At 60.0% G+C, this 24,731-nt stretch carries 25 protein-coding genes; 4 read left to right on the top strand and 21 right to left on the bottom strand.

What is annotated here, in order from left to right:
• Positions 1-3: 3 nt before the first annotated feature.
• The 13 genes from ELR57_RS15415 to ELR57_RS15475 form a co-directional block, all read right to left on the bottom strand.
• Positions 4-666, bottom strand: a complete 663-nt coding sequence (locus ELR57_RS15415) for a hypothetical protein (protein WP_126959984.1) — start codon at positions 664-666, stop codon at positions 4-6.
• A gap of 268 nt (positions 667-934) precedes the next feature.
• Complete coding sequence (locus tag ELR57_RS15420) at positions 935-1,267, bottom strand: ATP-binding protein (RefSeq protein WP_126959985.1); 333 nt, start codon at positions 1,265-1,267, stop codon at positions 935-937.
• Between the two features lie 80 nt (positions 1,268-1,347).
• Entirely contained in the window at positions 1,348-2,172 is an 825-nt protein-coding gene (locus ELR57_RS15425; RefSeq protein WP_126959986.1) for a TatD family hydrolase, read from the bottom strand.
• A complete protein-coding gene (locus ELR57_RS15430; protein ID WP_126959987.1) occupies positions 2,165-2,950 on the bottom strand; it encodes an ABC transporter ATP-binding protein in 786 nt (261 codons plus the stop codon). The genes ELR57_RS15425 and ELR57_RS15430 overlap by 8 nt, the downstream gene beginning before the upstream one ends.
• Positions 2,947-3,729, bottom strand: a complete 783-nt coding sequence (locus tag ELR57_RS15435; protein ID WP_126959988.1) for an ABC transporter permease — start codon at positions 3,727-3,729, stop codon at positions 2,947-2,949. Before ELR57_RS15435 ends, ELR57_RS15430 begins: the two co-directional genes overlap by 4 nt.
• Entirely contained in the window at positions 3,719-4,024 is a 306-nt protein-coding gene (locus ELR57_RS15440; RefSeq protein WP_126959989.1) for a thiamine-binding protein, read from the bottom strand. Before ELR57_RS15440 ends, ELR57_RS15435 begins: the two co-directional genes overlap by 11 nt.
• A gap of 21 nt (positions 4,025-4,045) precedes the next feature.
• Positions 4,046-5,086, bottom strand: a complete 1,041-nt coding sequence (locus ELR57_RS15445; RefSeq protein WP_126959990.1) for an ABC transporter substrate-binding protein — start codon at positions 5,084-5,086, stop codon at positions 4,046-4,048.
• Between the two features lie 493 nt (positions 5,087-5,579).
• Positions 5,580-7,118: a glycosyltransferase gene (locus tag ELR57_RS15450; protein WP_126959991.1), complete on the bottom strand. Its 1,539-nt coding sequence runs from the start codon at positions 7,116-7,118 to the stop codon at positions 5,580-5,582.
• Between the two features lie 14 nt (positions 7,119-7,132).
• The gene (locus tag ELR57_RS15455) at positions 7,133-7,894 is read right to left on the bottom strand and encodes a TylF/MycF/NovP-related O-methyltransferase (RefSeq protein ID WP_126959992.1); all 762 of its coding nucleotides are present in this window, start codon (positions 7,892-7,894) and stop codon (positions 7,133-7,135) included.
• Positions 7,895-7,897: 3 nt separating this feature from the next.
• Positions 7,898-9,322: a CDP-glucose 4,6-dehydratase gene (gene rfbG / locus ELR57_RS15460; protein WP_238162539.1), complete on the bottom strand. Its 1,425-nt coding sequence runs from the start codon at positions 9,320-9,322 to the stop codon at positions 7,898-7,900.
• A 4-nt stretch (positions 9,323-9,326) separates the two neighbouring features.
• Positions 9,327-11,714 (bottom strand): methyltransferase domain-containing protein, encoded by a 2,388-nt coding sequence (locus ELR57_RS15465; RefSeq protein ID WP_126959993.1) that lies wholly within the window; start codon positions 11,712-11,714, stop codon positions 9,327-9,329.
• Positions 11,711-12,799 carry a glycosyltransferase family 2 protein gene (locus tag ELR57_RS15470; RefSeq protein ID WP_126959994.1) on the bottom strand — a complete coding sequence of 363 codons (1,089 nt, stop codon included), beginning with the start codon at positions 12,797-12,799 and terminating at the stop codon, positions 11,711-11,713. The genes ELR57_RS15465 and ELR57_RS15470 overlap by 4 nt, the downstream gene beginning before the upstream one ends.
• Positions 12,800-13,002: 203 nt before the next feature.
• Entirely contained in the window at positions 13,003-13,437 is a 435-nt protein-coding gene (locus ELR57_RS15475) for a hypothetical protein (RefSeq protein ID WP_126959995.1), read from the bottom strand.
• Positions 13,438-13,630: 193 nt separating this feature from the next.
• Between ELR57_RS15475 and ELR57_RS15480 the strand changes: the two genes are divergently transcribed.
• The 3 genes from ELR57_RS15480 (at position 13,631) to ELR57_RS15490 (ending at position 16,240) form a co-directional block, all read left to right on the top strand.
• Positions 13,631-14,716, top strand: coding sequence for a hypothetical protein (locus tag ELR57_RS15480; protein WP_126959996.1), 1,086 nt, complete (start codon positions 13,631-13,633; stop codon positions 14,714-14,716).
• Complete coding sequence (locus tag ELR57_RS15485; RefSeq protein ID WP_126959997.1) at positions 14,713-15,429, top strand: protein kinase domain-containing protein; 717 nt, start codon at positions 14,713-14,715, stop codon at positions 15,427-15,429. Before ELR57_RS15480 ends, ELR57_RS15485 begins: the two co-directional genes overlap by 4 nt.
• A 139-nt stretch (positions 15,430-15,568) precedes the next feature.
• Positions 15,569-16,240: an SOS response-associated peptidase gene (locus ELR57_RS15490; protein ID WP_126959998.1), complete on the top strand. Its 672-nt coding sequence runs from the start codon at positions 15,569-15,571 to the stop codon at positions 16,238-16,240.
• 388 nt (positions 16,241-16,628) lie between these two features.
• Here the strand turns inward: ELR57_RS15490 and ELR57_RS15495 are convergent, their stop codons facing one another.
• From ELR57_RS15495 to ELR57_RS15515, 5 genes are all read right to left on the bottom strand, one after another.
• Positions 16,629-16,916 (bottom strand): stage VI sporulation protein F, encoded by a 288-nt coding sequence (locus ELR57_RS15495; RefSeq protein ID WP_126959999.1) that lies wholly within the window; start codon positions 16,914-16,916, stop codon positions 16,629-16,631.
• A gap of 176 nt (positions 16,917-17,092) precedes the next feature.
• The gene (recG, locus tag ELR57_RS15500; RefSeq protein ID WP_126960000.1) at positions 17,093-19,144 is read right to left on the bottom strand and encodes an ATP-dependent DNA helicase RecG; all 2,052 of its coding nucleotides are present in this window, start codon (positions 19,142-19,144) and stop codon (positions 17,093-17,095) included.
• Positions 19,145-19,239: 95 nt separating this feature from the next.
• Complete coding sequence (locus ELR57_RS15505; protein ID WP_126960001.1) at positions 19,240-20,100, bottom strand: DegV family protein; 861 nt, start codon at positions 20,098-20,100, stop codon at positions 19,240-19,242.
• 54 nt (positions 20,101-20,154) lie between these two features.
• A complete protein-coding gene (locus ELR57_RS15510) occupies positions 20,155-22,011 on the bottom strand; it encodes a DAK2 domain-containing protein (RefSeq protein ID WP_192896578.1) in 1,857 nt (618 codons plus the stop codon).
• 67 nt (positions 22,012-22,078) lie between these two features.
• The gene (locus ELR57_RS15515; protein WP_126960002.1) at positions 22,079-22,438 is read right to left on the bottom strand and encodes an Asp23/Gls24 family envelope stress response protein; all 360 of its coding nucleotides are present in this window, start codon (positions 22,436-22,438) and stop codon (positions 22,079-22,081) included.
• A 154-nt stretch (positions 22,439-22,592) separates the two neighbouring features.
• Here ELR57_RS15515 and rpmB point away from each other — a divergent pair, with 154 nt between their 5' ends.
• Complete coding sequence (gene rpmB / locus ELR57_RS15520; protein ID WP_126960003.1) at positions 22,593-22,781, top strand: 50S ribosomal protein L28; 189 nt, start codon at positions 22,593-22,595, stop codon at positions 22,779-22,781.
• A 167-nt stretch (positions 22,782-22,948) separates the two neighbouring features.
• On the opposite strand, the gene spoVM is transcribed toward rpmB, so the two are convergent.
• The 3 genes from spoVM to rsgA all read right to left on the bottom strand — a co-directional run bounded on the left by spoVM (position 22,949) and on the right by rsgA (position 24,725).
• Positions 22,949-23,029, bottom strand: a complete 81-nt coding sequence (spoVM, locus tag ELR57_RS15525; protein ID WP_010345573.1) for a stage V sporulation protein SpoVM — start codon at positions 23,027-23,029, stop codon at positions 22,949-22,951.
• Positions 23,030-23,160: 131 nt separating this feature from the next.
• Positions 23,161-23,817, bottom strand: a complete 657-nt coding sequence (gene rpe, locus ELR57_RS15530; protein ID WP_126960004.1) for a ribulose-phosphate 3-epimerase — start codon at positions 23,815-23,817, stop codon at positions 23,161-23,163.
• 5 nt (positions 23,818-23,822) lie between these two features.
• Entirely contained in the window at positions 23,823-24,725 is a 903-nt protein-coding gene (rsgA, locus tag ELR57_RS15535) for a ribosome small subunit-dependent GTPase A (protein ID WP_126960005.1), read from the bottom strand.
• Positions 24,726-24,731 lie beyond the last annotated feature (6 nt).

Here is a 24,731-nt window from a genome sequence, read left to right on the forward strand (position 1 = left end):
CCGCTATCGCTCCAGATCCCCGATATAATAAGCGAACACCGTATCCGCCGGCTTGAAGTACAGGTACCCGTCATCCTCCCAAGGCTGAAAATGCAGGTCCATGCGGGAGTCGTTCCAGTTCTCCGGCGTTCCCTTCGTGCGAAGGCGACCCGGCACGACCGGCTCCTCGATCGTCTTCGGGAATTCCTGATAGCCGAACAGCAGGTTCTCGTGGATCGCGATGATCTCGTACTTGTCCCCGAAGAAAGCCCGTTCCTCTTGCAGCTGATAATGATAGTAGATGTAGCTGGCGATCATCTCCGGCTTCAGATGGGCGATCCGGCCGACCCGCTTCTCCACCGGCGCTTGGCGGAGCCAGTGCTCCTCGCTCGCCGGCTCGTTGAAGTGGAAGACGTCCGCCATCTCGACCCAGCGGCGCGGCTTCGCTTGCCCGGGCCAGTCCCGCAGATAAGGCTCCGCCTCTCCGGCGATCTCCTCCGGCAGGACGTCCCTCCCCATGCATTCATAATACAGAAAAAGCTGATTGCGCCACTTGAACGCCGCGGCCGTCATCAGGTCGCCCTGCTCGACCAGCCGTCTCGCCGACGCTCCTTCCGCCAGCGCAAGCAAGCCGGCCTCCTCCTGCCCCTTCTCCCACTCCGCCCGGTAAAACTTCCGCTTGATCATCGATGTCCTCTCCCCTGTCCCGCTGACTTTCCTTCGCTATTGTAAATTTCCTTCGCTGTTGTCCATATCCTTCGCTATTGTAACCCCGGGCCGAGCGTCCGCTCAACCTCCGCTCCCGCCCGAATCTCCTTCCGCTCGGCTCTCCCCCAGGCACCTCTTCAGCCATCCGCGCACAGCGGCAGCCATCCGCTCAGCTCGGCCCCGCCGCCGGGAAGATTGCCCGCGGCCAGCTCGCCTCCGTGCGCCCGGAAGACGCGGCGGGCGATCGTCAGCCGGAACCGGAATCCCGAACGGCCACTCGAGCCTTGTCCCCCTCCGGCGAGCAGCCTGCGACGACGACTCCTCCGCTTGGAGTATGGCGAACGGCGTTGTCCAGCAGATTGAGCAGGGCGCGCTCCAGGAAGTGGGCGTCCCCCCGCAGCCGGCAAGGAGCCGCGGGAAGCTCCGCCCGCAGATCGATTCCCTGCTGCCGCGCGGTCGGCTGCAGGCTGTCCACCGCTTGCCGCAGCAGCAAGACCAGGTCGGCGTTACTTAGAGAATCGAAGGAGCAGCGGCGTTTGAAGGGCTCCGGGGTCGGAGTTACTTTGAAAATCGAAGCCAAAACCGCCCAATCGGCAAAAGGATCGCTCCCTCTCGCGACGGCGCGCAGGAACGATCCTTTTAATCATGCAAACTTCAACTTTAGAGCCACCGATACAACCGCCGGGTGTTCTCGGCCAGCTTGCGGCCGAGCTCTTGCTCGCCGAGCCCCCGCAGCAAGGCGATCTCGCGGACGACATTCCGCGTCATCGAAGGCACCGTCTCGCGGCCGGCCAGCGGTCCCTCGAACGGCCAAGGCCCGTCCGTCTCCGCCATCATAAGCTCCAGCGGGTAGGCGCTCGCCAGCTCCCGGATATCCGGCTCGTAGAGCACGTCCGGCGTGAACGAGACGAAGCAGCCGTTGCGGATCATGCGTTCCACGGCAGGCGCCGCTCCCTTGAACCAGTGGAAGTGGGCGCGGCGAATCCGATACCGCTCCAGCAGGTCCAAGGCCTTATCGGCGTCTTCGTAGACGGCGTGCAGCACGATCGGACGATCGAGCTCGGCAGCCAGGGCGACGAAGCGCTCCAGTTGCAGCAGATAGGGAGTCTCGTCGAACGGCTCCCCCTTGCCCTCCGTCTCGGCGCGCAGATAGTAAGGCAGCCCGACCTCTCCGATGGCGAACGATTCGCCGGAAGCCGCGCGGGCTCGAATCCAGTCGCACAGCCGAGCAAGCTCCGGACCGTCCGGGTCGAGCGCCGGCTGCTCCGGGTGGCGGCCGTACGCGGGAAGCACGAGCCGCGGATACCGCGCCGCGAGCCTCCGATTCTCCTCGCAGGAGACGAGATCCATCGAGACGGCAACGACGCCGGCGATGCCATCGGCCGCCGCTTCCGCCAGCAGCGAATCTCTTCGCTCCGCGGGATACGAGTCCAGGTGGATATGCGCGTCATACAGCGGATAAGGCTGCGGCTTATGCTTATCCATGGGCGGTCCCGGCCCCTTCTCCGAGCAGCTCCAGCACTTCTTCCTTCAAGGCGACGAAAGCCGGCTCCTTCCACACGTCCTCCCGCCGAGGGCGGGAGAACGGGATGCGGATCTCCTTCAGAATTCGCGCGGGAGCGCGGGACAGCACATAGATGCGGTCCGACAGCGTCAGCGCTTCCTCGATGCTGTGGGTGACGAACAGCACCGAGCGCCGCTCTGCCTCCCACAGGCGCAGCAGCCAGGCCTGCATCTCGGCTCGGGTCAACGCGTCGAGCGCGGCGAACGGCTCGTCGAGGCACATGACGGCGCGCGGCATCAGCAGCGCGCGCAGGAACGAGACTCGCTGCTGCATGCCTCCGGACAGCACGTGCGGGTACTCCTTGGCGACATCGCCAAGGCCGATGCGCGCGAGCCACTCCGCCGCGAGACGCTTCGCCTCATCCGCGGCGATGCCCGCCGTCGTCAGCGCCGAGCTGATGTTGGCGGCCACCGACATCCAGGGGAACAGAGACGCTTGCTGCGGCATATAGCTGATGCGGCCGCGATGCCCGGTCGTTTCTTGGCCATCGATGAGGATGCTCCCTTCGTCCGGCAGCTCCACGCCGCCGATCAGCCGGAACAAGGTCGACTTCCCGCTGCCGGACGGGCCGATCAGCGTTACGAATTCTCCCTCGTCGACGTGAATCGAGAGCTTCTCCAGCACCGGATGATGCTTGCGGTCTCTAAGGTAGCTTTTGGACACGCCTTCGATCTCCAGCTTCCTTGATGCTAAGCTCATGCCGCTCTACCCCCTCTCCCGTTCGATGCGGCGGGCCTCCAGCGGATGACCAGCTTCTCCAGCAGAACGGCAAGCCCGTAGAAAGCGAGCGCCATCGCGACGATACAGACGATCGCGGCGAATACGCCGGTCGTGTCGTAACCCTTGGACTTCAGCACGATGTAGTGCCCGATGCCTTCGCTGGCGCCGAGCCATTCTGCCACGATAGCCGCCGTCACGCCGTAGGTGGCCGTCAGCTTCAGGCCCGTGAAGAAGGACGGCAGCGATGCGGGCAGCTCCAGCCGGCGAAGAATCTCCCAGCGGGATGCCCCGATCATCGAGAGGTATTCCCGAAGGTGAGGCGCCGCTTGGCCAAGCCCCGCGAGCATGGACCAGGCGACGGGGAAAAAGCACACGAGCGCGAGCAGAATGAGCTTAGGCAGGAGTCCGAATCCGAACCAGACGATAAGCAGCGGTCCCAACGCGATCGTCGGAATGTTCTGCGTGATGATGATAATGGGCGACAGCGCCGATCTCACTCCCGGAATCAGGTGGAACAGCAGCGCCGCCAGAATGCCGATCGCCACGCCGAGCCCGATCCCCTTCAGGGCCAATCTCAGCGTGAACCAGAGCTGGTCCCACAGCCGCGCGGCGTTGTCCGCCATATACGAGGCAATGGTCCAAGGAGACGGCAGCACGTACGCATCGATGCGGAACAGAGAGCAGCTCGCCTGCCAGACGAGCACCAGCGCGAGCAGCGTCCCTCCCGGAACGAGCGCCTTGCGAACGTTACCGGCCATCGGGGTACTTCTGCAGAAGGCGGGCCATCGAGGCGTTGCCGCTTCCGTCTACCGACAACTTGATCTGGGACAGGACGGACGGGCTGCCGAGCTCGAACATCTCCGCGTTCATTCGCTTGACGATGTCGAGCAGCGCGTCGAGATCGCCCTCCATCGTCGTCTCCAGCGGGCCGACCCGGTAAGGGACGCCCGATTCCTTGATAATCTCGATCGCGCGATCCACATAAGGAATCACGTCGGTATCGCCTTGCTTCAGCTTAGGCAGAATTTGAATGCTTAGCAGCGCTTGAGCCATAAGGACACTCCCCCTCTTCCATTATTGCGGCAGAAAATCATTCGTGAACATCGCGTTGTAATCGAGGTCGGCGGTCAGCAGACCGTGCTCCTTCAGGAACTCGGAGTAGCCGGACCATACTTCCAGCTTCTGCTCGCCCCAGCGAGGAGCGTCGTCCTGGTACTTGTCCGCCAGCCATTCCTGGCTCGCCTTCACCAAGTCCGCGTTCAGGTCCGGCACCGCCTTCAGCAGGATGTCCGCGGATTCCGCCGGATGCTCGATCGCGTATTCATAGCCCTCGGAAGCCCCCTCGACGAAGGCGCGAACGAGATCCGGCTTGTCCGAGATCATCTTCTCGCTCGTCTCGAGAATCGGCGTGTAATAGTCGAGACGCTTGTCGAAGTCCGACAGGTAGACCATGTTCAGCTTGATGCCGCGCTGCTGCGCTTCGATTCCCGTCCACGCGTAGAAGATCCATTCGAAGTCGATGTCCTTCTTGATCGCCGTGAAGAAGTCGGCCGTTCCCGCGTTGACGAACTTCACGTCCTTGGCGTCCGCTCCCTGAGTCTTCATCATGGAACCGATGACGGCTTCCTCCGCAGGGGAGCCCCAGCCTCCGTACGTATGCCCGGCGAAGTCCTTCGGCTCCTTGATTCCCTTCTCTTCCGGACTGGCGAAGCCCGACGTATTATGCTGGATGATCGCCGCGAGAGAGACAAGAGGCATGTTCTGCTCGCGCGCCAGCGTCAGCCCTTCCTGGGCTCCTACGCCGAAGTCGGCCGCTCCGCTCGCCACCATCGCGTCCGCTCCGCTCTCCGGCGGCTGGACGATGTCGACCTTCAGCCCTCTTTTCTCCCAGAAGCCTTGGGCCGCCGCCACGTACAGCCCCGTGTGATTCGTATTCGGCGTCCAGTCGAGCACGACCTTCACTTCCTGAAGCTTCTGCTTCCCTTCCGCCGACGCCGATGCCGCTCCCCCGTTCGAGTCGCCGCCGTTGTCGCCATTGCCGCAGCCCGCCAGAATAAACAGCGCCGTCAGCGACAGCAAGCCTGCTTTTCTCGCGTGAATGTACTTGATCTTCATGTTCTTCGTCCACTCCTGTCCCCTTTATCCGAGCAACCAACTTGTCCGGCGTCCGGGAGACTCCTCGGCGCCGGCCAGCCGCCTCTCGTCCCCGCAACCGCTCGGCCATCCGAACAGACCCATGCAACCGTGCTTCTTCGTCCCTATTCTGCCGCTTCATCAGCCTGGTAACCCTGCCGGAAGCGACAAAAAACGCCCCCCGGAAATCCGGAGGGCGCCCATGCATGCGAGGACGATACGGAGAACGCGCTCTGCCCGCTAAGGGCCGCGATTCTCTAATCACCTTCCGCGTCAAGCGCGGACAACTCGAAAGAATCGCTGATAGGAGATTCCTCTCGTAAAGGTGCAACTGCCTCCGCTGGAATTATCCAGATCAGGTCTGACGGTCGAAAGCGGATTAGCTTCCCTCTCAGCCAAGTTCCCTCAGCTCCCGCGTAAATGTTCGATATGTCGGTTGTCTCGTTGTTCATCATACTTGTTTCTCGCCTATCGGTCAACCGTTTGCGTCGCGATCCGGCGATGCCGGCGGGGCTTCCCGGTCGCGGGAGTCTTCTAGTCTAGCAAGCGCATGGCGGACGTGCTTCCGCGCTTCCTCGAAATAAGGCTCGTCGCGGTAATGCTCCTCGAAGATGTCCTCGAAGCCCGCGACATCCGTCCCCAGGCCTTCCTCCTCGCTCTGCTTAAGCCAGGGCAGCACCAGGTTCTGAACCAGAAGCAGCTTCTCCCGCGAGAGGGCCTCGGAGCCGAGACCGCGTCCGGCGAAGCTCCCCAGCACCTGCAGGTACCCGCGAATGAAGTAGTCGCCGAAGTTGTAACCCGCCGGTTCGTTATAGGCATGGGAGAACCGGTTGCCGCGAACGAGTCCGAAAAGGGGATTGCGCTCGAGCAGCCGATAGACCCAATGGACATGGTTAAAGCCGCTTCCGACGTGCCGGTCCAGCCCTTCCATGCCGAGGAGCGCCTCCCTATCGAGGATAAGGGAGGTGATAAAGCCCGCATTGAAGGAGGCCTCTCTCAGGAAATCGTCCATTCCCTCGCCCGCCTCCAGCCCTCCCTCTTCCCGCAGAATGTCCAGGAACAGCACCGAGCGGTTCCGCAGCTGGAGCACCGCGTGAAGCAGGGGCTGAACGGTCGTCGGCAGGAAAAAATCGTCGTCCCCGTGCAGCTTCAGGAACTTGCCCCGGGCGAACGGGATCAGTTCGAGAAAATTGCGCTCCGCACCCAGATTGGCCGCATTGCGGCGCACGCGCAGCCGGGGATGCTGCTCGACGAAGCCGGCCAGCACGCGCGGCGTCTCGTCCGTCGAAGCGTTGTCGGAGACGCAAACCTCGATGAGCCCGTTCTCGCCGATCTGCGGGAGCAGCGTCTCCAGGCACTTTTGAAGATCGGACGCCCGATTGTAAGTCGGAATCCCGATCGTCAGAAGCGGGCGCTCCCGCCTGGCCCGGAGCAGCTCCCGCAGCTGCTCTTCGTCCCGAATCCGCACCCAATCCCCGGCATCCGGATCGAACGCCTTCACCACCTTGGCGGGAGAACCGATCGCCACGCAGTAATCCGGAACGTCCCGGGTGACGATGCTGTTCGCTCCGATGACGCAGCCCTTGCCGATCTTGATCGAGCCGGCGATCACGACGTTGGAGCCGACCCAGGTTCCTTCTCCGACGACGACGCTGCCGTCGGTTCTCGTGATGCCCTGATGGATGACGGGCAAGCCGACATAGCGGTATTGATGATCCGTATCGGCGATATAGACGTTCGGGCCGAAGGCCGAATGAGGCTCCAGAACGATCGAGTTGGCGGCCGAGAGCCGCAGGCCGAAGTGGGTATGGACGCCGTCTCCGATGACGATCTTCGGCCGCTCGCCCGTTACCGGCGTGCAGACGTTCAGCCAATAGCCGTACCGGAGCACGACGCCGCTGCCGATCGAGATCTCCTCCGCGCCCATGACCTGCCCCGGCTGCTCGATCTGGTTATAGCGGCCGAACGAGAAGAAAGGAAGGTCCTCCGGACGGCTGCCTGCCGATTGGTTCATGCTGCTGCACCTCCTTACAGCCGAGCATAAGAAATCCAAGGATCGAAGGGGAACCGGCGAAGCTCGGTCTCGCGGATCGGAAGCATCTCCAGCATCGCCTGCGTCTCGCCCGGGAACGCTTCGCAGTTCAGCTCGTCGAAGCAGACGACGGCTCCCTTCGGCATCCGGGGCAGGAACAGCTCCAGCGCCTTCTTCGTCGGCTCGTAGAGATCGAAGTCGAGGTAGAGCATCGCGACGAGCAGGTGCGGATGCTTGCGCAGGTACGCCTCTCCCGTTCTCAGGAAGTCGCCCGGAACCAGCTCCAGGTTCGGAATATGGGCCAGGTCCCGCTCGGCGTCGTACTTGCGGGCGGATTCCCTCAGCGAATCGAGCGTGTCCCCCCGCATGTCTCCGGGGGAGAATTCCTTCTCCGGCTCGTCGTCCTCCTCGGACAAGGAAGGGAAGCCTGCGAACGTGTCGAAGCCGATGATCTTGCGGGAATGGTTGGACGGCTCGAAAATATTGGCGAACTGGGCCCAAGCGAACAGCCCCGCCCCGTTGAAGACGCCGCATTCGATGATGCTGCCGTTCACCGCTTGAAGCTCGCGGTAGATCTCGTACCGCGCCAGAAACCTTGCGATGCTTCGCTTCGTGGCGAAACGCGGGAACGCCTCCAGCTTGTTGACCAGAGACGTCTCGGAGGAACGGAAGGCCGCTTCGGCCATCCGGCGGACCTTCCGGTCCCGGCCGGATTGATGGCGGGCGATCGCTGCCCACGAAGAGGGCTCCTTGCGCATGGCTTACACGCTCCTTCCAGGTGTCTCGGCAGGCGCCGAAGCGTATTTGGCGAGCTGCCCCAGCGAGAAGCTCAGCAGCTCCTCCTCGTTCGCCCACGCCCGGTACCAGTCGGCCGTCTTGCGCACGGCTTCGAGGGCCGTCCAGCGGGGGCGCCAGTCTAATCTCGCTTCCGCTTTGGAGCTGTCGAGGCGCAGCGAGAGCGCCTCTAGGGCTCTTTCTCCGCCTTCCGCAGGCGCGGTCCGTCGAGGAGGGGCCTGCGGCGAGGATGGCGTTGGCGGTTGCGGCGATGGGGAATGCGGCGATGACGGTTGCGCGGAGGAAGGCGGCAACGGATGCGGCGAGGATGTCGGTTGCGGCGTTGGCGGTTGCGATGATAACGTTGACGGTTGCGTTGATGACGCTGGCGGTTGCCCGGATGACGATGGCGATTGAGCGGATGACGGTTGCAATGGCGATTGAGCGGAGGATGGTGCCGGCGCAGGCTCCGCGAGAGCCTCCGCCTCAGCCGCTGCAGCCGCCTCGCCCCGCAGCGCCGCCGTCAGCGCGGCGGCAAGCCAGCCCGCCGTCCGGCAATCCGCCGCCGACGGGCCGAAGTTCCAGGGCCCGGCGAACGCGTCGCCGCCGGCCCAGAGCGCTTCCGCCAGCCGGAGGTAGCCGGCCAGCGGCTCCAGCACGTGCTGCCACGGGCGAATCGCCCCGGGCAGCCGCAGCTGCGGTTCGCGCCCCGCCCGCCAGGCGCGAACCGCATCCGGCGCGAGCCTGCCTTCGGCGAAGTCCCCGCCGCCGATGACGTTGCCCGCGCGCGCCGTGGCGACGGAGGCCGGATGCCCGCGGCCCGGCCCGAAGAACGAGCGGCGGTACGCCGCCGTCACCAGCTCCGCGCACGCCTTGCTGGCGGAGTACGGGTCGGCGCCGCCGAGCGGGTCTTCTTCGGTCAGGCCTCTCGGCGCTTCCGGATTGTCGTAGCATTTGTCCGAGGTGACGACGACGACGGCGCGGACGGAATCGGTTCGCAGCACGGCGTCCAGCAGGCGGGCCGTTCCGATCGCGTTCACCTCGAACGTCTCCGCCGGGCTGCGGTAGCCGGCGAGCACGAGCGGCTGAGCCGCCAGATGAAGCACGATATCGGGAGAGAACGCCGCCATCGCGGCGGACAGCCTCGTCCCGTTCCGGATGTCTCCCGTCGCCGACGGAACCAAACGGTCGATCCCTGCCAGCTCATAGAGGGAAGGAGCCGGCAGCTTCCCCGCGCTGTAGCCGAACAGCTCCGCCCCCATGCTGCTCAGCCACAGGCTGAGCCAGGAGCCTTTGAACCCGGTATGCCCCGTGACGAGTACCCTCTTGCCCTTCCAGAAGGCCCGATCCGGCAAGCCTCCCTCTCCCGCTTCCGCTCTGCCGGCTGCGGCTTGGCGGGTTCCCTCCCGCACCGCTTCAGCCCTTCTTGCGGCAGACCGCTACCGCATAGGTCGGCCTTGCGTTCTTGATACGCCCGAGCGAGGCCGGGGCGAAGTACTTGGCTTGCTCGGGGGGATAGCCCGGGAGATCGGACGGGCTTGCGCCGAGAGCTTCAGCGATGTCCGGCCAATCCGGAGCGACGTAGCGGTTCTGCCCGACGAACGTCTGTCCATAGATGCGCTCGATATCGTAGAGCGCCGACAGCTCGCCGACGAACTCTCCCAGGGAGTACTCGAAGCAATGGTAAGGATTGCTCATCGACTGCCCGAACTGGCGATTCGGGTTCGTCACCTCGCGGTTGGGAGTCGAGATAATCAGCCTTCCTCCGGGCTTCAGCACCCGGGCGGCTTCCTTCAGCCATTCGGAGCCGTCGGGAACATGCTCGATCGTCTCGAACGAGACGACGAGATCGAATACGCCGTTACGGAAAGGCAGAGCCAGAACGTTGCCTTCCTGGAAAACAACCCCAGTGCCCGAATAATCCCGATTGGCCAGTTGGATCGAAACGGGATCGATGTCGATCCCGGCAACCTCCAGCGCGCCCGCATCCTTCAGCATCCTCGTTCCGTAGCCCGCTCCGCAGGCGGCGTCCAGCACGAGCATGCCTTGGCAGTAGTTCTGAGCCAGCTTGTATCGGAACAGATGCTCCGCGTAAACATCGGGATGGCTGCCGAGCACGGCGTCATTCAGAATGAGACGCTCCCCCGTGAAGACGACGTCGTGCTGGGAGGCCGGAAGATTCCCGGAGATCGCGGCGGGAGGAACCGAGCTGGCTGAAGAGGGGGAAGCCGCAGGTTCCCGAGAAGGGGCAGGGGCCGGTGTAGACGCGGCAGGTCCCGGAACTTGCGGTACGTGTGCTTTCGATGCTTGTGCTTGCAGTGCTTGTGCTTGCAGTGCTTGTGCTTGCGGTGCTTGTGCTTGCGGTGCTTGTGCTTTCGATTCCTGCGCTTGAAGCAACGCCGTCTCCTTCCCGGAAGGCTTCGCCGCCGGGGCTTCCCGAACGAGCGGGATCGTCTTCGTCGCCGCTCCGCGAACCGCGCGAACCAAGTAGTAGAGCACCGAGAAGTCGTCTCTCCTCCCCCGGCCCATCAGCTTAAGAAGCGCTTCTACCGCATCCGGATCGATGACGTCCGCCGTTTTGGCGATGGCGACTCCCTCGTAGCCCGCTTCCTCGAACCGCCTTCTCGTCTCGGCTTCGGACAGCATGGTGTAAGGAATCAGCCGATTCTGCGGAGCCAGATACGCTTTGACGTGATTGAAGTGCAGCCGGTTCGGCACGGTCGCGAGAAGCGCGCCTCCCTCCTTCAAGAGTCCTGCCGCGGTGCCGAGGGCTTCCGGCGATACGACGGTGGGGAAAATGTCATGAAGCAGAACGACATCATAGCCGTACTCCCCGTCCTCGCTCTCCCATTCCGACGGATCGGGGATCGACCATACCTTCTCCGCCAGCAGCGAGGCCGCTTCCGCCGCGGGCGCATGAGCCTCGAAGCCGAACAGCCGGGCATCCGGATAACGGTTCTTTAGCTCCAGAAGCGTTCCTCCGCAGCCGCAGCCGATCTCCAGCACCTTCAGCCCCTTTTTCCCCTTGAGATAGGGTTCCAGGGCATCCAGCGCGTCCGTCCGAATGTTCATGGCGAACGCCGGATGGAAGCCCCACTTCTTCTCGAACCGGACGGAATTCTCCCTCAGCAGCCTGCGCAGAAGCTCCTCGTCATGGCGAAAAGAAGCGCTGCCCTCGTGATGAATGAAGGTGTCCGAGCAGAGAAGCAGACGATAGCCCGCCCGGCGCGCCCGCCAGCTCCAATCGTCGTCCTCGAAGTTGCCGATGCCGAAGCTCTCGTCGAGCTCCCCGACCTCCTCCCAGACCTTCCTCTTGATCAGCAGGCAGAAGCCGATCAGCTTGAGCCTCATCTTCCATGCGCTCGGCGTCGAGACGTTATAGGCTTCGGCGAACCTCTCCAGCTCTTCGGGAGTTTTGTATTTGGTCGGAATAGACTGTCCGTATCCCGCAAGATTCGCTACCGGCCCGACCGCCGCGATATCGTCCGCGCTCTCCAGCGCGATCGTCAGCTGCTCCAGCCAACGGGGAGTTACGGCGGTGTCGTTGTTGAGCAGCAGCAGCCGGTCTCCTGTCGCAGCCCTGGCGCCTTTGTTGACTCCCTTGGCGAAGCCTTCATTCTTCTCATTCTCAATCAGCTTCACGTCCGGCTGCTCCCTGAGCCAGTCCGCCGTTCCGTCGGTGGAACCGTTATCGACGAAGATCAGCTCATAGCTGCCTTCCTGCGTATGCTTGCGGATGCTGGCGAGGCACCGGCGAGTCTCTTCGATCTGGTTGAACGTGACGATAACGATGCTAGTTCTCATACCGAATACCCCCCTTGCTCAAGCGCTTCCTTCAGCTTGGCGCGGTTGGAGAGCAGGTTCGGATCGTTCGGCATGTGATGGAGCGCCTTCTCGTTATGCTCGTATGCCTTCTCGAGCTCGCCCAGCAGTCCGTAGCAGATGCATAGCTGGAGATGGGGAAGCCAAGTCCAAGCGATCAGATTGACGACGCCGAAGTGGTGAACCGGCAGCTCTAATTGAAGCGCGAGCTCATACCAGAAAATCGCCTTCTTGATGTCGCCCTTATCCTGATAACAATAGCCGATCGCGCAGCAATGATCGGCTCTCGGCAGATCGTAGGCCATGATCCGGACGAGGGATTGCAGCTTGCGCTCCTTGTCTCCGAGGAAGTGCCAGCACTCCGCCAGCTTCGAGCAAGCGAGCACGTAATCCTCGTAATACTGGTCCGGCTGCGTCAAGAAGAGCTCGTAAGTCTCCGCCGCTTCCTTGAATTGCTGCGAATCGGCCAGCTCGTTCGCGTAATAGAGCACGTTGCGTCCCGAGAGCCCGCCCTCCCGCTCGATGATGCGCTTGAAGATATCCAGGTTGCGGGCCGAATGGCTTCCGCGGCGATCGTGGGTGACGGCGATATCGGTCAAGTAGACGTTGCCGTCCACCTCCAGGTACTCGTGAATGGGATTGTGCCACTTGAAGCCGCAAGCTCTTCGGACGAGCCGGTTGCGCTTGGCCATCGCCGCGGGCTTGCCTTCCGCGTCGAATGCCAAGTGATATTCCATCGCGACCGAGTCAACCTCTGGATCCAGCGTAGCTTTCAGCTCCGCGAACAGCTTGCGATCCCGCTCCAGGAACCGGTCGTCCGCGTCCAGCCACAGAATGTACTCTTCGGTCGCGAGCGAGAAAGAATAATTGCGGGCGGCCGCGAAATCGAATATCCATTCGAAATCGTGGACGCGGGCGCCGTAACGGGCGGCAATCTCCTTCGTTCGATCCGTTGACCCCGTATCGACGATAACGATCTCGTCGACCAGGTCGGCGACCGATCCGAGACACCTGTCCAGCACCTCTTCTTCATTCTTGACGATCATGCATAGGCTGACAGTAACCACGCCGTTCCTCCTTCGGCCCAATGGCTGTGTACTCTGTCCCAGTCTATGCGGCGAATATCGGCTCCGCTTGGACAGGTGTGAACGCCTGAGCCATATTCAAACGACAAAAGCCGCCGGATACCGTTAGGTACCCGCGCGGCTTCTTCGCGCTTATGCTTAAGCGTTGTGATTCTAACTCTGAGTATTGATTGGGAATCGAGCGATCAGCCCGGTGCGCTATGAGACGCGATTCCCCAGAACACTTCGGGTCCCGAACGTACGCCGCTCAGGACGATGAGAGGGCCGCCGAAGATGAAGGCCGAGTAGATCGTTTCTGCCGCGGCCGGAGCGAGCAGGTCTTGCGCCGAGAAGGAATAGAGATCCCCGAACAAGGACACACGAACGCCAAGGGTAGCCGTATAAATGACGTTAGCCGCATTGTAAGTCGTCGTGCCGCGAAGAACTTGAATGGTGAACGTGTTGCCAACGACCGGATCGCTAATGCCTACCGTACCGTTCAGCGTAATGACCTTGTTCACAACGTTGCCGGTTTGCAAGCCAATAACGCCGAACAGAGCCGGGGTCGTCGTCAGCGGAACATTGGGGAACCCCGTTCTGCTCGAGTTCATCGAGCTTCTAAGATCAAGAAATGTTCCCACCATGTTCACCTCCTTTATTGTGAAGATAGAACATGATATGTCATCTCTCGTCCTCCCGTTTGGACAATCCTTTAAGGCAATGGCGTATTTATCTGGGAGTATGCCAGAGTTACGTTTGGTTCATAGCATAGGATGACGCTTATCCATCGACATATATTATTTTATTAGAAGAATAAGGAGCTGAGACGCAGGCGTGACACCCGAGCTGCACTTGTTTATCGTATGGGAGAGAGCCGCCCCCTTCGTTCAGCCGATCATGAACGATATTCTAACCAAGTTTACCGTCAAGAAAGCTTTTCAGATCCATTGGACCCCATCCTACTTCCCTCATAACCTCTCTCGTTTCTACGGGCAGCAGCTTCCCCCGGGATCCGAGAAGGAGCTTCACTGCGGCAACGGTCCGTTCTTCTGCATCATCGTGGCGGATGAGCAGCCGGTATACGGACTGCGCCAGACTTCCAGAGGACCCGCCATTGTCAACACGAACGTCTTCGATGCCAAGGCTCTTTATCGCCATTGGACCGGAGGCGGCCACCTGATCCACGCGACGAATACCCCCCAGGAAAGCGCGCATGATTTGAACTTGTTGATCGGATGGGATCCGAATATCTTTCTGAAGGCATTTCCGGGAGCATGGGATGGGCAATGCCCGGTACTAAAGCAGGATCTTGCCGGAACGCTTGGCTGGCGAGACTTAAAGCAGGTCCTCGCCGTGCTCAACTCGACTTCGGACTACGTCATCTTGCGCAACTTCGAGCAGCTGCCGGATCGCTTTATCTCGGAGCAGCACGGCGACATCGACTTGCTGGTGCGGAACCCAATCGATATCGCGTACCTCTTGAACGGGGATCTCGTGTTTCGAGAGCCTGAACGGGTTCACTATCGAATTCTGATAGGCGGGCAATTGGTTTATTTCGATTTCCGCTATGTCGGAGACGGTTATATGGATGAGGAATGGGAACGAAGCCTCTTAAGGAACAGAACCTTCTCGCCGAAAGGCTTCTATACGCCGAATCCGGAAGATTGCTTCTATAGCTTGCTGTACCATGCCGTCATTCACAAACGATCCGTAGCGCCCGATTATTTCGCCCGCTTGTGCGAGATGGCGAAACGCCTGAAGCTGGCGGATTTCGATGCTTCCACCTTGCTGGACCCTGCGCGGTTGCAGCTTTTTATGAACCGTTATTTGAACGATCGGAGATATCGATATACCGTTCCCCGCGATCCGTCGGTCTATTTCAATCAGCGATTTATCGAACGTAAGCAGACGGCATTATGACGAGTATCAAGAAATTAAGCGCCCATCTGGAGCGAACCTATCCTTTCGCCAATCTCACTCCTTATTTAACCTCTTATTCGCACCATGGCTTTAGTTACTTGGAAGGAAATTCAACGAAGGACGGCAGAAGAATATTCATCAAAGTTGATGGCACCGGCGGGGACGCCGCTTGGCGCGAGGCAAACGCGCTCCGTCTACTCGACATCCCGAACGTCCCTCGAGTTATTGCTTATGAAGCGGGCGGACCGTTGTCCTTCGTCGCATTGGAATGGCTCGATGCCGTGTCTTTGGAAGCCTTATTGAAGCATCGCCCGCTGCTGCAGCCCGCCCGGAAGCTTCTTTTGCTAAATCAATTGTGTGCGGTACTGCAGGCGCTGCACGGCGCCAAGATCATCCATCGCGACATTCGCCCGGCGAACATCATGATCGAGATGAAGAACGAGAATTGGAAGCTTGTTCTTATCGATTTTGCTTTCTCCCTTCGGCTGGGCGGTGATCGTTGGCCGGAGCTCAGCTTCTTCGACCTTCAGCCGGAGTTGCTGGCCGTGCTTGGCGGAGAACGATACAAGCAGGATCGGTATGTATGGGATGACGCTTACGCCGCCTGCCAAGTCGCGCTCGACATCGATCCGCAATGCCATCTGAATTACCCCGATATTTGGAATCGGCTGATTGCCATGATAGGCAAAATAAATTACGCCGCGATAATCTAGCCGAAGCTGGCAAGAATTCATTAGAGTGGCTATCGTTCCCTTGTGGACGCGCTTGGCACCTTAAAGAATTTCATTCATAATGAGAGGGACACTCAAAGCGGCTTTTCTTCTATTCGCAAAAAAAAGGAGGAGACCCCCCATGTGCGGCAGATACACGATCACGGTGACGCTCGAGGAGATGCTCGCCAGGTATTTCGCGGAGAACGTCATCAGCCCGTATCAGCCCCGTTACAACGTGGCTCCGGGACAGCTCGTCCCCGCGGTTATCAGCGGAGGCAGCGGCAACCGGATCGGCCTGCTCAAGTGGGGACTGGTTCCTCCTTGGGCGGAGGATCCGAAGGTCGCGAACAAGATGATCAACGCCCGCGCGGAGACGATCGAAGAGCGCCCCGCGTATCGGAACGCTTACCGCAGCAAGCGCTGCATCCTGCCCGCCGACGGCTTCTATGAATGGCAGCGTTCGGCCGGCGGCAAGAAGCCGATGCGGATCACGTTGAAGAGAGGCGGTCTTTTCAGCTTGGCCGGCCTGTACGAGACTTGGACTTCCCCTTCGGGAGAGAAGCTCCATACGTGCACGATTCTCACCACGGCGCCGAACCGTCTGATGGCCGAGATCCACGATCGGATGCCGGTCATCCTGAAGCCGGAGGACGAAGCCTTGTGGCTGGACCGCCAGGTGCGGGAACCCGCCGCGCTCAGGCAGCTGCTCGTCCCTTATCCCGAGGAAGAGATGGACGCCTACGAGGTCGGCTCCGCCGTCGGCAACGTCCAGAACGACGCTCCGAGCCTCATCGAACGCGTGGCGAGATAGCGTTCGGCAGACAACCTTGAGAGCGGAGATAGAATGAAAAAGAGATCGCGTCGTCTTCGGACGCGATCTCTTCTTGTTTACCTGGCACTTCCACGCTACCCGCTTTAAGCAGTACGGTAAGCGGCCGAGATGTTGCCGTACGACACTATCTCAGCCATCTTAGCCGCCGCATGCGCCCAAACTCGACCGAATTAGTCTCAACTGAGACTAACTCCGCTTCTCAGTCTCCTCGTGCGCCCGAATTAGTCTCAACTAAGACTAACTCCTCCTCGCAGCCCCCACTCGCACCCAAATTAGTCTCCAATGAGACTAACTCCCACTCGCAGCCTCCGCGCGCGCCCGAATGAGTCTCCAATGAGACTAACTCCGCCTCGAATCGCAGAGCCTCCTATCGAAACATGGCCCACAGCTTGATGAGATGCAGCGTGTTCTTCGGGTCTATTTTCTGCGCAAGCACGAAAGCGACGATTTGTTCTTCCTGGATGTCGGTCAGCGGCTCGTTCAGGATCTTGGAGGCGGACTTCACATAATTGCGAACCTTCAGACGGTCCTGAAGATCGTACTTATTCGCTCCATCCATCAACTGCCGGATCCGCTCTTTGGTCGTCGGATTCTTCATCTTGAACTTCACGCGCTCCACCAAATCCGGCCGAATGCCGAATTTCTGCCAACTCATCGGCTACTCACTTCCTCTCGGCGATGTCTTGACTATCCTATGCCGATTCTGGATGCGTGAGACCCTGGGCATTAGCCCGATCATCCGGCGAGTCGATGCCCAACCATGCTGCTCCAGCAAAAATCCGATGATGAGTCGTCTCCGTCATGCCGCGTTTCGTCTTCCATCCGACCGTTTTAATCCAGCGGTTCCGCCTGCAAGGAAGCTTCCCTGCGCAGAAATTCCCGCAGCGCGTCATAAGCGGGCGATGTCCAGAACTCCGGCAGCGCCGTCAGCTCTGCCGCGTCGTCCCTTGCCTGCTCCAGCACCGCGAAGTCTTCGATCAGGTTCGCCAGGCGGAACTCCGGAACGCCGCTCTGCTTCGTGCCGAAGAACTCGCCCGGTCCCCGCAATTCCAGGTCGCGCCTCGCGATCTCGAACCCGTCGTCCGTGTCCGTCATCGCCTTCATGCGCTCCTGTCCGTTCTCCGACTTCGGATTGGCGATGAGAACGCAATAGGACTGGAATTCGCTTCTGCCGACCCGTCCTCTAAGCTGATGAAGCTGCGACAGTCCGAAGCGGTCCGCGTCCATCACGATCATCAGCGTGGCGTTCGGAACGTCCACCCCGACCTCGACGACCGTCGTCGAGACGAGCACCGTCGTCTGCCCGGCGGCGAACTCGGCCATGGCTTGCTCCTTCTCGGCGGCGGACATTCGTCCGTGAAGCAGTCCGATCTTCAGGTCGGGCAGGGCGAGCCCCAGCTGAACGTGAAGATCGATGGCGTTCTGGACGTCCAGCTTCTCCGATTCTTCGATCAATGGACAGATAAAGAACGCCTGATGGCCGAGCTCCGCTTCGCGGCGTATGAAGCCTAGCACCTGGTCCATTTTCTCTTGCTTTACCCAGTACGTCTTGATCGGCTTGCGCCCCTTCGGACGCTCCTTGATCGTGGAGACGTCCATGTCTCCGAATACGGTGATCGCGAGCGTGCGCGGAATCGGAGTCGCCGTCATGGAGAGTACGTCGGGATTCAAGCCCTTGCGACGCAGAACGCTTCTCTGGTTGACCCCGAAGCGGTGCTGTTCATCGGTGACGACAAGCCCAAGGTTGCGGAAAATAACGTCGTCCTGAATCAGCGCATGCGTGCCGATCACGATATCGATAAGTCCCATCTGGAGGCTGGCGAGAATGTCCCTGCGTTTGCGGTCCGTGAGGCTTCCCGTCAATAAGGCGACTTGAATGCCGTAAGGCTCGAACAGCTTGGACAAGGAACGATAATGCTGCTCCGCCAGAATCTCGGTCGGCACCATCAAGGCGCCTTGATAGCCCGCGCGAATGGAAGAATACAGCGCAATTGCCGAGACGATCGTTTTGCCGGAGCCGACGTCGCCTTGAAGCAGCCGATTCATGGCGTAGGGCCGCTTCATGTCATACGTGATCTCATTAATGACTTGCTTCTGATCGTCGGTCAGCTCGAAAGGCAGAGCCATAGCGAACTTGCGAATCTCCTCGCCGCTGATCGGATGCGCGATTCCGTCCGGCTGCTTGCGGTTGGCTGCCCGGTACGCCTGCAGCTTCAGCTCGAACAGGAACAGCTCCTCGTAGACCATGCGGCGGCGGGCTTCCTGTCCCTCATGCGTATTCTCCGGATGATGGATGCGTAGGATCGCCTCCCTTCGCGGAATCAGCTCATGCTTATGGACGATGGCTGCCGGCAGGATCTCGGGAATCATCGCTCCGTATTGCGTCAACGCCTCGTCGATCTTCTTGCGCAGCCAGTTCTGAGTAATGTTACCTCCGACGGAATACACCGGCTGCAGCGTGCCGGATTTCGCGGCTCCGCGGTCGGGGAATTCGGAATCGGCGACCGTGATCTGGCGTCTGCGCTGATCCCACTTGCCCGTCACGATGATGTCCCGGCCGACCGTCAGCTGATCCTTCAAGAAAGCCCGGTTGAACCAGACCGCCGTGATCAGCAGGCCTTCGACGGTTATCCGGCACAACAGCCGCGCCGTTCGTCCGTATCTCTGAAGAGACGGAGGGGCGGCCACCGTTCCTTGCACGGTAATCTTCTCTCCGTCCTTCACTTCGCCAAACTCTCTTAACCGATAGTCCTCATACCGGAACGGATAATACTCGAGCAGATCGCCGATCGATAAAACACCCAAGGCGTGAAGCTCCCCGGATTTCTGGGTGCTCACGCCTCGAAGCTTCTCGATGGGTATCGCGAATAAGTCCATGCTCATTGCAACCAACCTCATTCAAGCGACGCTTTCCGCATTCGATCCGGCATCGGCCGGGCCGAATGCGGAAGGCATCGGTATACTTCCTGCGCTCCGACTCATACGGCCGCTGCAGGGCTGATAAATAAACCGACCGTGCCCGGCCCGGCATGCGTGCCGATAACGGGACCGATCTCCGATTCCATATAGTGACGGACATCGAATTTCTCTTTGAGCATGGGAACTAGCTCTTGCGCCAGCTCGGTTTTACCAGGCGTGATGACCACGCTCAGATCGACGGGCTTGCCAGCGAAATCCGCCTCCAGCAGCTCGATGATCCGGGCGAACGCCCGCTTCTGCCCTCTTGCCTTGTCGAGCGCGTTCACATAGCCTTCCTCGTCGATCGTCAGAATCGGCTTGATGTTCAGGAGGGAGCCGAACAGCGCGGAAGCTCGTCCGATCCGGCCTCCCTTATGAAGATATTCCAAGGTATCCACGAGAAAATAAAGCTTCGTGCTCTTCTTTAGGCTTTCGATGGCGGCCAGAATCTCTTCCTTGGAAGCGCCGTCCCTAGCCATCTCCGCCGCCCTTACGACCAGCATCCCATATCCGTAGGAAGCCGACTTCGAATCTACTACCGTAACCTTAGATTCGTCATCCAGCATGGACTTGGCTAGCAATGCCGACTGATAGGTTCCGCTTAACGCGGAAGACAGGTTAATCGAGATGACTTCTTTGCCTTCGGCAATCCGTTTCTCGAAAGCTTCCAGAAAATCCGCTGGCGAAGGCTGCGAAGACTTAGGCAAGCCTTGATAGGTCGTCAGCTTCTGATAGAATTCGGCGGGTTGAAGATCGATGTTATCCAGATAACCCTCTTCTCCGAAATGAACGCGAAGCGGAACCATTCCGATCCCCAGTCGTTCCCGAACCTCAGCGGGTATATCCGCGGTGCTGTCTGTCACGATAGCAACCGATGTCATGGATCCATTCCTCCGTATAATAACGTATTATTCCGCTAATGATTGCAAGAGCCCTTAAACGCTCTCCGCCATAAACCAATAAGGATACAGCGGCTGTCCGCCCTCGTGCACCTCGACTTCGGCATCCGGGTAATGCTGATCCAGCCAAGCGAGCAAGGCCCCCGTGTACTCGGGATCCGAGCCTTCGCCGGCAAGGATGGTCACCACTTCGTCTCCGGACGTCAGCATTCGGCCGAGAAGCTGGCAGCCGGCCGCGATCAAGCTGGCGTCGGAGGTAACGATCGTCTTGTTCAGAATGCCGATGAATTGGCCCTCCTGAATGTCGACTCCGTCCATTCTCGTATCGCGAACGGCCTTCGTCACTTGACCGGTAGCCACCCTCTCGATCGCCTTCAGCATGCGATCCGCATTCGATTCCAGCGAGTCCTCCTCGCGGAAAGCAAGCAGAGCCGCCATCCCCTGAGGAACGCTAGTCGTCGGAATGACCGTCACCGGCTTCTCGGCCAGCTCGGCCGCTTGCTTGGCCGCGAGCTGCACGTTCGAGTTGTTCGGAAGGATAAAGACATGCTCCACGGCCAAGGAGTTGATCGCTTGGACGAGATCCTCCGTGCTCGGGTTCATGCTCTGCCCGCCGGAGATGACGGAATCGACTCCAAGGCTGAGCAGCAGCTGTTCGTTGCCTTTGCCCATGCTGACCGCGACGATTCCGAACGGCGCCATCTCGAAAGCAAGCGGATGAGGCGCGCCGACGTCAACCGCCACTTGGCCGGCGTTCGCCTCTTCGGCCGGATAGGCTGCAGCCGGAGGCAGCCCGGAAGCCGCTTCGAAGCCGATGGACTCGCTCTCGTAAGCATTCGGCAGCTTAGCGACCTCTTCGCTCTTGCGATCCTCCGTCTCGAGAAGCTCGCGATGCTGGTCTTGCATGTTCAAGATATGAATGGCCGACAGCTCTCCATGGAGCAGAGCCGCATTCAGCACGTCGCCCGGACGGCGGGAATGGACGTGTACCTTCACGATCTCCCCGTCGTCGATCAGGATGATCGAGTCCCCGTCCTTCTCCAGCGTTCTGCGGAAGTCGTCCTCCGGGAAAGAAGATTTCCTTGCGGCGGCATCCCTGACGATGAAGAACTCCATATCGTACGGGAATTGGATGGATTCCGTCTTCAGCCTCGACTGGGCGGATCCTGTCGCATGCTCCCGTTGAGGCTGAGAGACGGCGGCAGGCGCCGAGACGCGATCCTCATGGGAGGAAGGCTGCGCGTAGGAGGCCGCGACATCCAGTCCCGATGCCGATCGGCCTTCGAGAGACTCAAGGAATCCTTCGTATAAGTAGACGAGCCCTTGGCCCCCTGAATCCACGACGCCGACCTGCTTCAGGACCGGCAGCATATCCGGAGTGCGCGCGAGCGTCTCCGAAGCCTTCAGGACGACCTCTCTCATCCATTCCGTGAGATCCGCCGTACGGCGAGAGTAGGCAAGACCGTGCTTGGCTGCTTCGCGCGCAACCGTCAGAATCGTCCCTTCAACCGGCTTCACGACCGATTTGTAAGCGGTATCAACTCCCTGTTGCAGGGCATTGGCGAAAGCGGGAACCCCGATCTCCTGCTGCCCGGCGACAGCGCGAGAGAAGCCGCGGAACAGCTGGGATAGAATAACGCCGGAATTGCCCCGGGCGCCCATCAGCAGTCCCTTGGCCAGCACTTCGGCCGCTCTGCCGACCTCGACGGAAGGCTTGCTGCGAAGCTCGTTCGCCCCGGCCGTCATCGTCATATTCATATTCGTCCCCGTGTCTCCGTCCGGAACGGGGAATACGTTCAATTCGTTCACTTTCTCCGCATGGGCGGCGAGCCTGTCGGCTCCGGCCAATACCATGGCAGCCCATTCCGCTCCGTTCAAACTGCGTTTGCTCAAATGCCTATTCTCCTCCCGAAGGTACGATCGGTTCTTCTTCTGCTGTCTTGCTGCATCCGGTCGTTGCCTATTGAGACACTCGTACGCCTTGAACATAGACGTTAACGGAATCGACACGAAGCCCGACAATCTCATCAAGTACGTATTTAACTTTCGTCTGAATGTTATGCGCTACCTCGGAGATCTTCGTCCCATAGCTTACGATAACGAATAGATCGAGATGAATCTGTTCCCCGGTGCGCCGTACTTCGACGCCTCGCGACAGGTTCTCTCTTCCGAGCAGCTCGGCGATCCCGTCCTTCAGTTGCTTGCGGGAGGCCATGCCGACCAGTCCAAAACAATCCATTGCAGCGGAACCCGCAACGACAGCGAGCACCTGATCCGCAATATCAATCTTACCGTTCTCGGTAGCTATCTGCATGGTCAACGGAATCCACCCCTCTATGTTGGTATTATGGACCATAACCTATTGTACTATAAAAATTGTTGGAGATGAAGCCAAAAACACAGATTGCAACGCCCATAGCCGTATGTTATGATTATGAAAGTGTCTGCAAGGTCTTGGTAGGGAGGTGGATTTAATGGCTCGCAAATGTTACATCACGGGGAAGAAGCCCGGATCCGGAAACAACGTATCTCACGCTAACAACCATAACCGTCGTTCTTGGGGAGTCAATGTGCAGAAAGTGCGCATTCTGGTGAATGGTAAACCGAAACGTGTTTACGTCAGCACCCGCGCCCTGAAGTCCGGTCAAGTGACTCGCGTTTAATTCCACTTAACTGCGATTTTAAGCACAATGCTTCTGAATACGGATATGCACGACGTAATAACAAAGAGCACTTGGTCTCCCAAGTGCTCTTTGTTATTGCGCCTTATGCTTGCATGCGTCTCCCGGCTAAGCCGGAGCCTCCGGGAACCGCGGGTTCCACGGAGGCTTTAGTTTTTCTGGAACGTGTTGAGAATCGCTTTAACGAAACCGCCCAGAAACTTCGGCAGCTTGATGGTATAGAACTTCATCCTCCACCCTCCTCCGGACCTAAAGCGTCCCCCGCAGCTGAACGCACGAACGCGCCAATCGCCTGCACGCGCTGTTAATCCAATATATGCAGGATGACGTTTGTCCTAGTCCGGACAGGAAAAGAGAATTTTCACGCCTTCGCGTTCTTCAAAGTCGAAATCGCGGATGACCGGTCGCCATTGCCGTAAATATAGTTGCCGGCGACCAGGGCGTCGGCCCCCGCTTGGACGACGAGACTCGCCGTCTCCCCGTTGATTCCGCCGTCCACCTCGATGTGAACCCCGCTCAGGCCTCTCGCGTCCAGACGGCCGCGCAGGTCGCGGATCTTCGGCAGCATGGCCGGGATGAACGACTGGCCCCCAAAGCCGGGATTGACCGTCATGATAAGCGCCAGGTCGATATCCTCCATCACGTGATCCAATACGGACAACGGAGTATGCGGGTTCAACGCTACTCCCGCTTTGATGCCCAGCTCGCGAATCGCATGGATCGTGCGGTGAAGATGAAGGCATGCCTCGGCATGGACCGTGATCCGATCCGCGCCCGCCGCCTTGAGATCGTCGAAAAGCTTCTCCGGCGTGTTCACCATCAGGTGGACGTCGAACGGAAGGCTCGTATAGGAACGGATGGCGCCGACAACCGGCGGTCCGAACGTCAGGTTCGGCACGAATTGGCCATCCATGATATCGATGTGAATCCAGTCCGCGCCGCAGCGTTCCGCATCGCGAACGTCCTCTCCCAGCCGAGCGAAGTCGGCCGACAGGATGGAAGGTGCTACGATCGTCATACTTTTCAATACCTCCGTCTGTTCTCTCTCCACTCCGTCATGAAGCCGGCGTAATGCTCGTAGCGGCTGGACGCCGCTTCGCCTCGTTCAACGGCTTCCTTGACCGCGCAATTCGGTTCGTGAATGTGCGTGCAGCCTCTGAACTTGCACCCGCCCGACAACTCGCGGAATTCCTTGAAGCACGAGCCGATCTCCTCGATGCCGAGCTCCGCGAAGTCCAGTTGGCTGAATCCCGGCGTATCCGCGACGAAGCCGCTTCCCTCGAGCCGAATGAGCTCGACGTGACGGGTCGTATGCTTGCCGCGTCCCAGCTTCTCGCTGATCTCGTTGGTCTCGAGCTCCAGACCCGGAACGAGCGCATTCACCAGCGAGGACTTGCCCACGCCGGATTGACCCGCGAAGACGCTGACGCGCCCGGCCAGCTTGGCTCTGAGCGGTTCGATTCCTTCGCCTTGCTTGGAGCTGACGAGCATGGTGTCGTAGCCGATCGATTCGTAGAGGCTTCTGGCCGCTTCGACGTCCGCCCGGATACGCTCGCTGTCCTCCGAGGCTTCCATCGCGTCCAGCTTGGTGAAGACGATCAGCGTATCCAGCCCCGTATGTTCGATATGAACGAGGAATTTGTCCAAGAGCTGCAGATTGAGCTCCGGTCGTATGACCGAGAATACGAGCACGGCCTGATCCACGTTCGATACCGGAGGGCGGATCAGCTCGGAGGCGCGGGGAAGAAGCTCTTCGATCGCTCCCTCCCCGTTCTCCGTATCGCTGAAGACGACGCGGTCCCCGACCAGCGGGGATTGTCCGCGTTTCTTGAAAATGCCTCTCGCGCGGCACTGCACCGACTGGCCGTCTTCCGACTCGACGTAATAGTAGCCGCTAAGCGCTTTATAGATGATCCCTTGGGGCATCGAAAA

The sequence above is a fragment of the Cohnella sp. AR92 genome (assembly GCF_003990975.1).
Taxonomy (GTDB): Bacteria; Bacillota; Bacilli; order Paenibacillales; family Paenibacillaceae; genus Cohnella.

What these genes read in the sequence shown, in the direction of transcription:
- ELR57_RS15415 (WP_126959984.1), bottom strand. Translation starts at nt 666, where the DNA reads ATGATCAAGCGGAAGTTTTACCGGGCGGAGTGGGAGAAGGGGCAGGAG.
- ELR57_RS15425 (WP_126959986.1), bottom strand. Translation starts at nt 2,172, where the DNA reads ATGGATAAGCATAAGCCGCAGCCTTATCCGCTGTATGACGCGCATATC.
- ELR57_RS15430 (WP_126959987.1), bottom strand. Translation starts at nt 2,950, where the DNA reads ATGAGCTTAGCATCAAGGAAGCTGGAGATCGAAGGCGTGTCCAAAAGC.
- ELR57_RS15435 (WP_126959988.1), bottom strand. Translation starts at nt 3,729, where the DNA reads ATGGCCGGTAACGTTCGCAAGGCGCTCGTTCCGGGAGGGACGCTGCTC.
- ELR57_RS15440 (WP_126959989.1), bottom strand. Translation starts at nt 4,024, where the DNA reads ATGGCTCAAGCGCTGCTAAGCATTCAAATTCTGCCTAAGCTGAAGCAA.
- ELR57_RS15445 (WP_126959990.1), bottom strand. Translation starts at nt 5,086, where the DNA reads ATGAAGATCAAGTACATTCACGCGAGAAAAGCAGGCTTGCTGTCGCTG.
- ELR57_RS15450 (WP_126959991.1), bottom strand. Translation starts at nt 7,118, where the DNA reads ATGAACCAATCGGCAGGCAGCCGTCCGGAGGACCTTCCTTTCTTCTCG.
- ELR57_RS15455 (WP_126959992.1), bottom strand. Translation starts at nt 7,894, where the DNA reads ATGCGCAAGGAGCCCTCTTCGTGGGCAGCGATCGCCCGCCATCAATCC.
- ELR57_RS15465 (WP_126959993.1), bottom strand. Translation starts at nt 11,714, where the DNA reads ATGAGAACTAGCATCGTTATCGTCACGTTCAACCAGATCGAAGAGACT.
- ELR57_RS15485 (WP_126959997.1), top strand. Translation starts at nt 14,713, where the DNA reads ATGACGAGTATCAAGAAATTAAGCGCCCATCTGGAGCGAACCTATCCT.
- ELR57_RS15490 (WP_126959998.1), top strand. Translation starts at nt 15,569, where the DNA reads ATGTGCGGCAGATACACGATCACGGTGACGCTCGAGGAGATGCTCGCC.
- ELR57_RS15495 (WP_126959999.1), bottom strand. Translation starts at nt 16,916, where the DNA reads ATGAGTTGGCAGAAATTCGGCATTCGGCCGGATTTGGTGGAGCGCGTG.
- recG (WP_126960000.1), bottom strand. Translation starts at nt 19,144, where the DNA reads ATGAGCATGGACTTATTCGCGATACCCATCGAGAAGCTTCGAGGCGTG.
- ELR57_RS15505 (WP_126960001.1), bottom strand. Translation starts at nt 20,100, where the DNA reads ATGACATCGGTTGCTATCGTGACAGACAGCACCGCGGATATACCCGCT.
- rpmB (WP_126960003.1), top strand. Translation starts at nt 22,593, where the DNA reads ATGGCTCGCAAATGTTACATCACGGGGAAGAAGCCCGGATCCGGAAAC.
- spoVM (WP_010345573.1), bottom strand. Translation starts at nt 23,029, where the DNA reads ATGAAGTTCTATACCATCAAGCTGCCGAAGTTTCTGGGCGGTTTCGTT.
- rpe (WP_126960004.1), bottom strand. Translation starts at nt 23,817, where the DNA reads ATGACGATCGTAGCACCTTCCATCCTGTCGGCCGACTTCGCTCGGCTG.
- rsgA (WP_126960005.1), bottom strand. Translation starts at nt 24,725, where the DNA reads ATGCCCCAAGGGATCATCTATAAAGCGCTTAGCGGCTACTATTACGTC.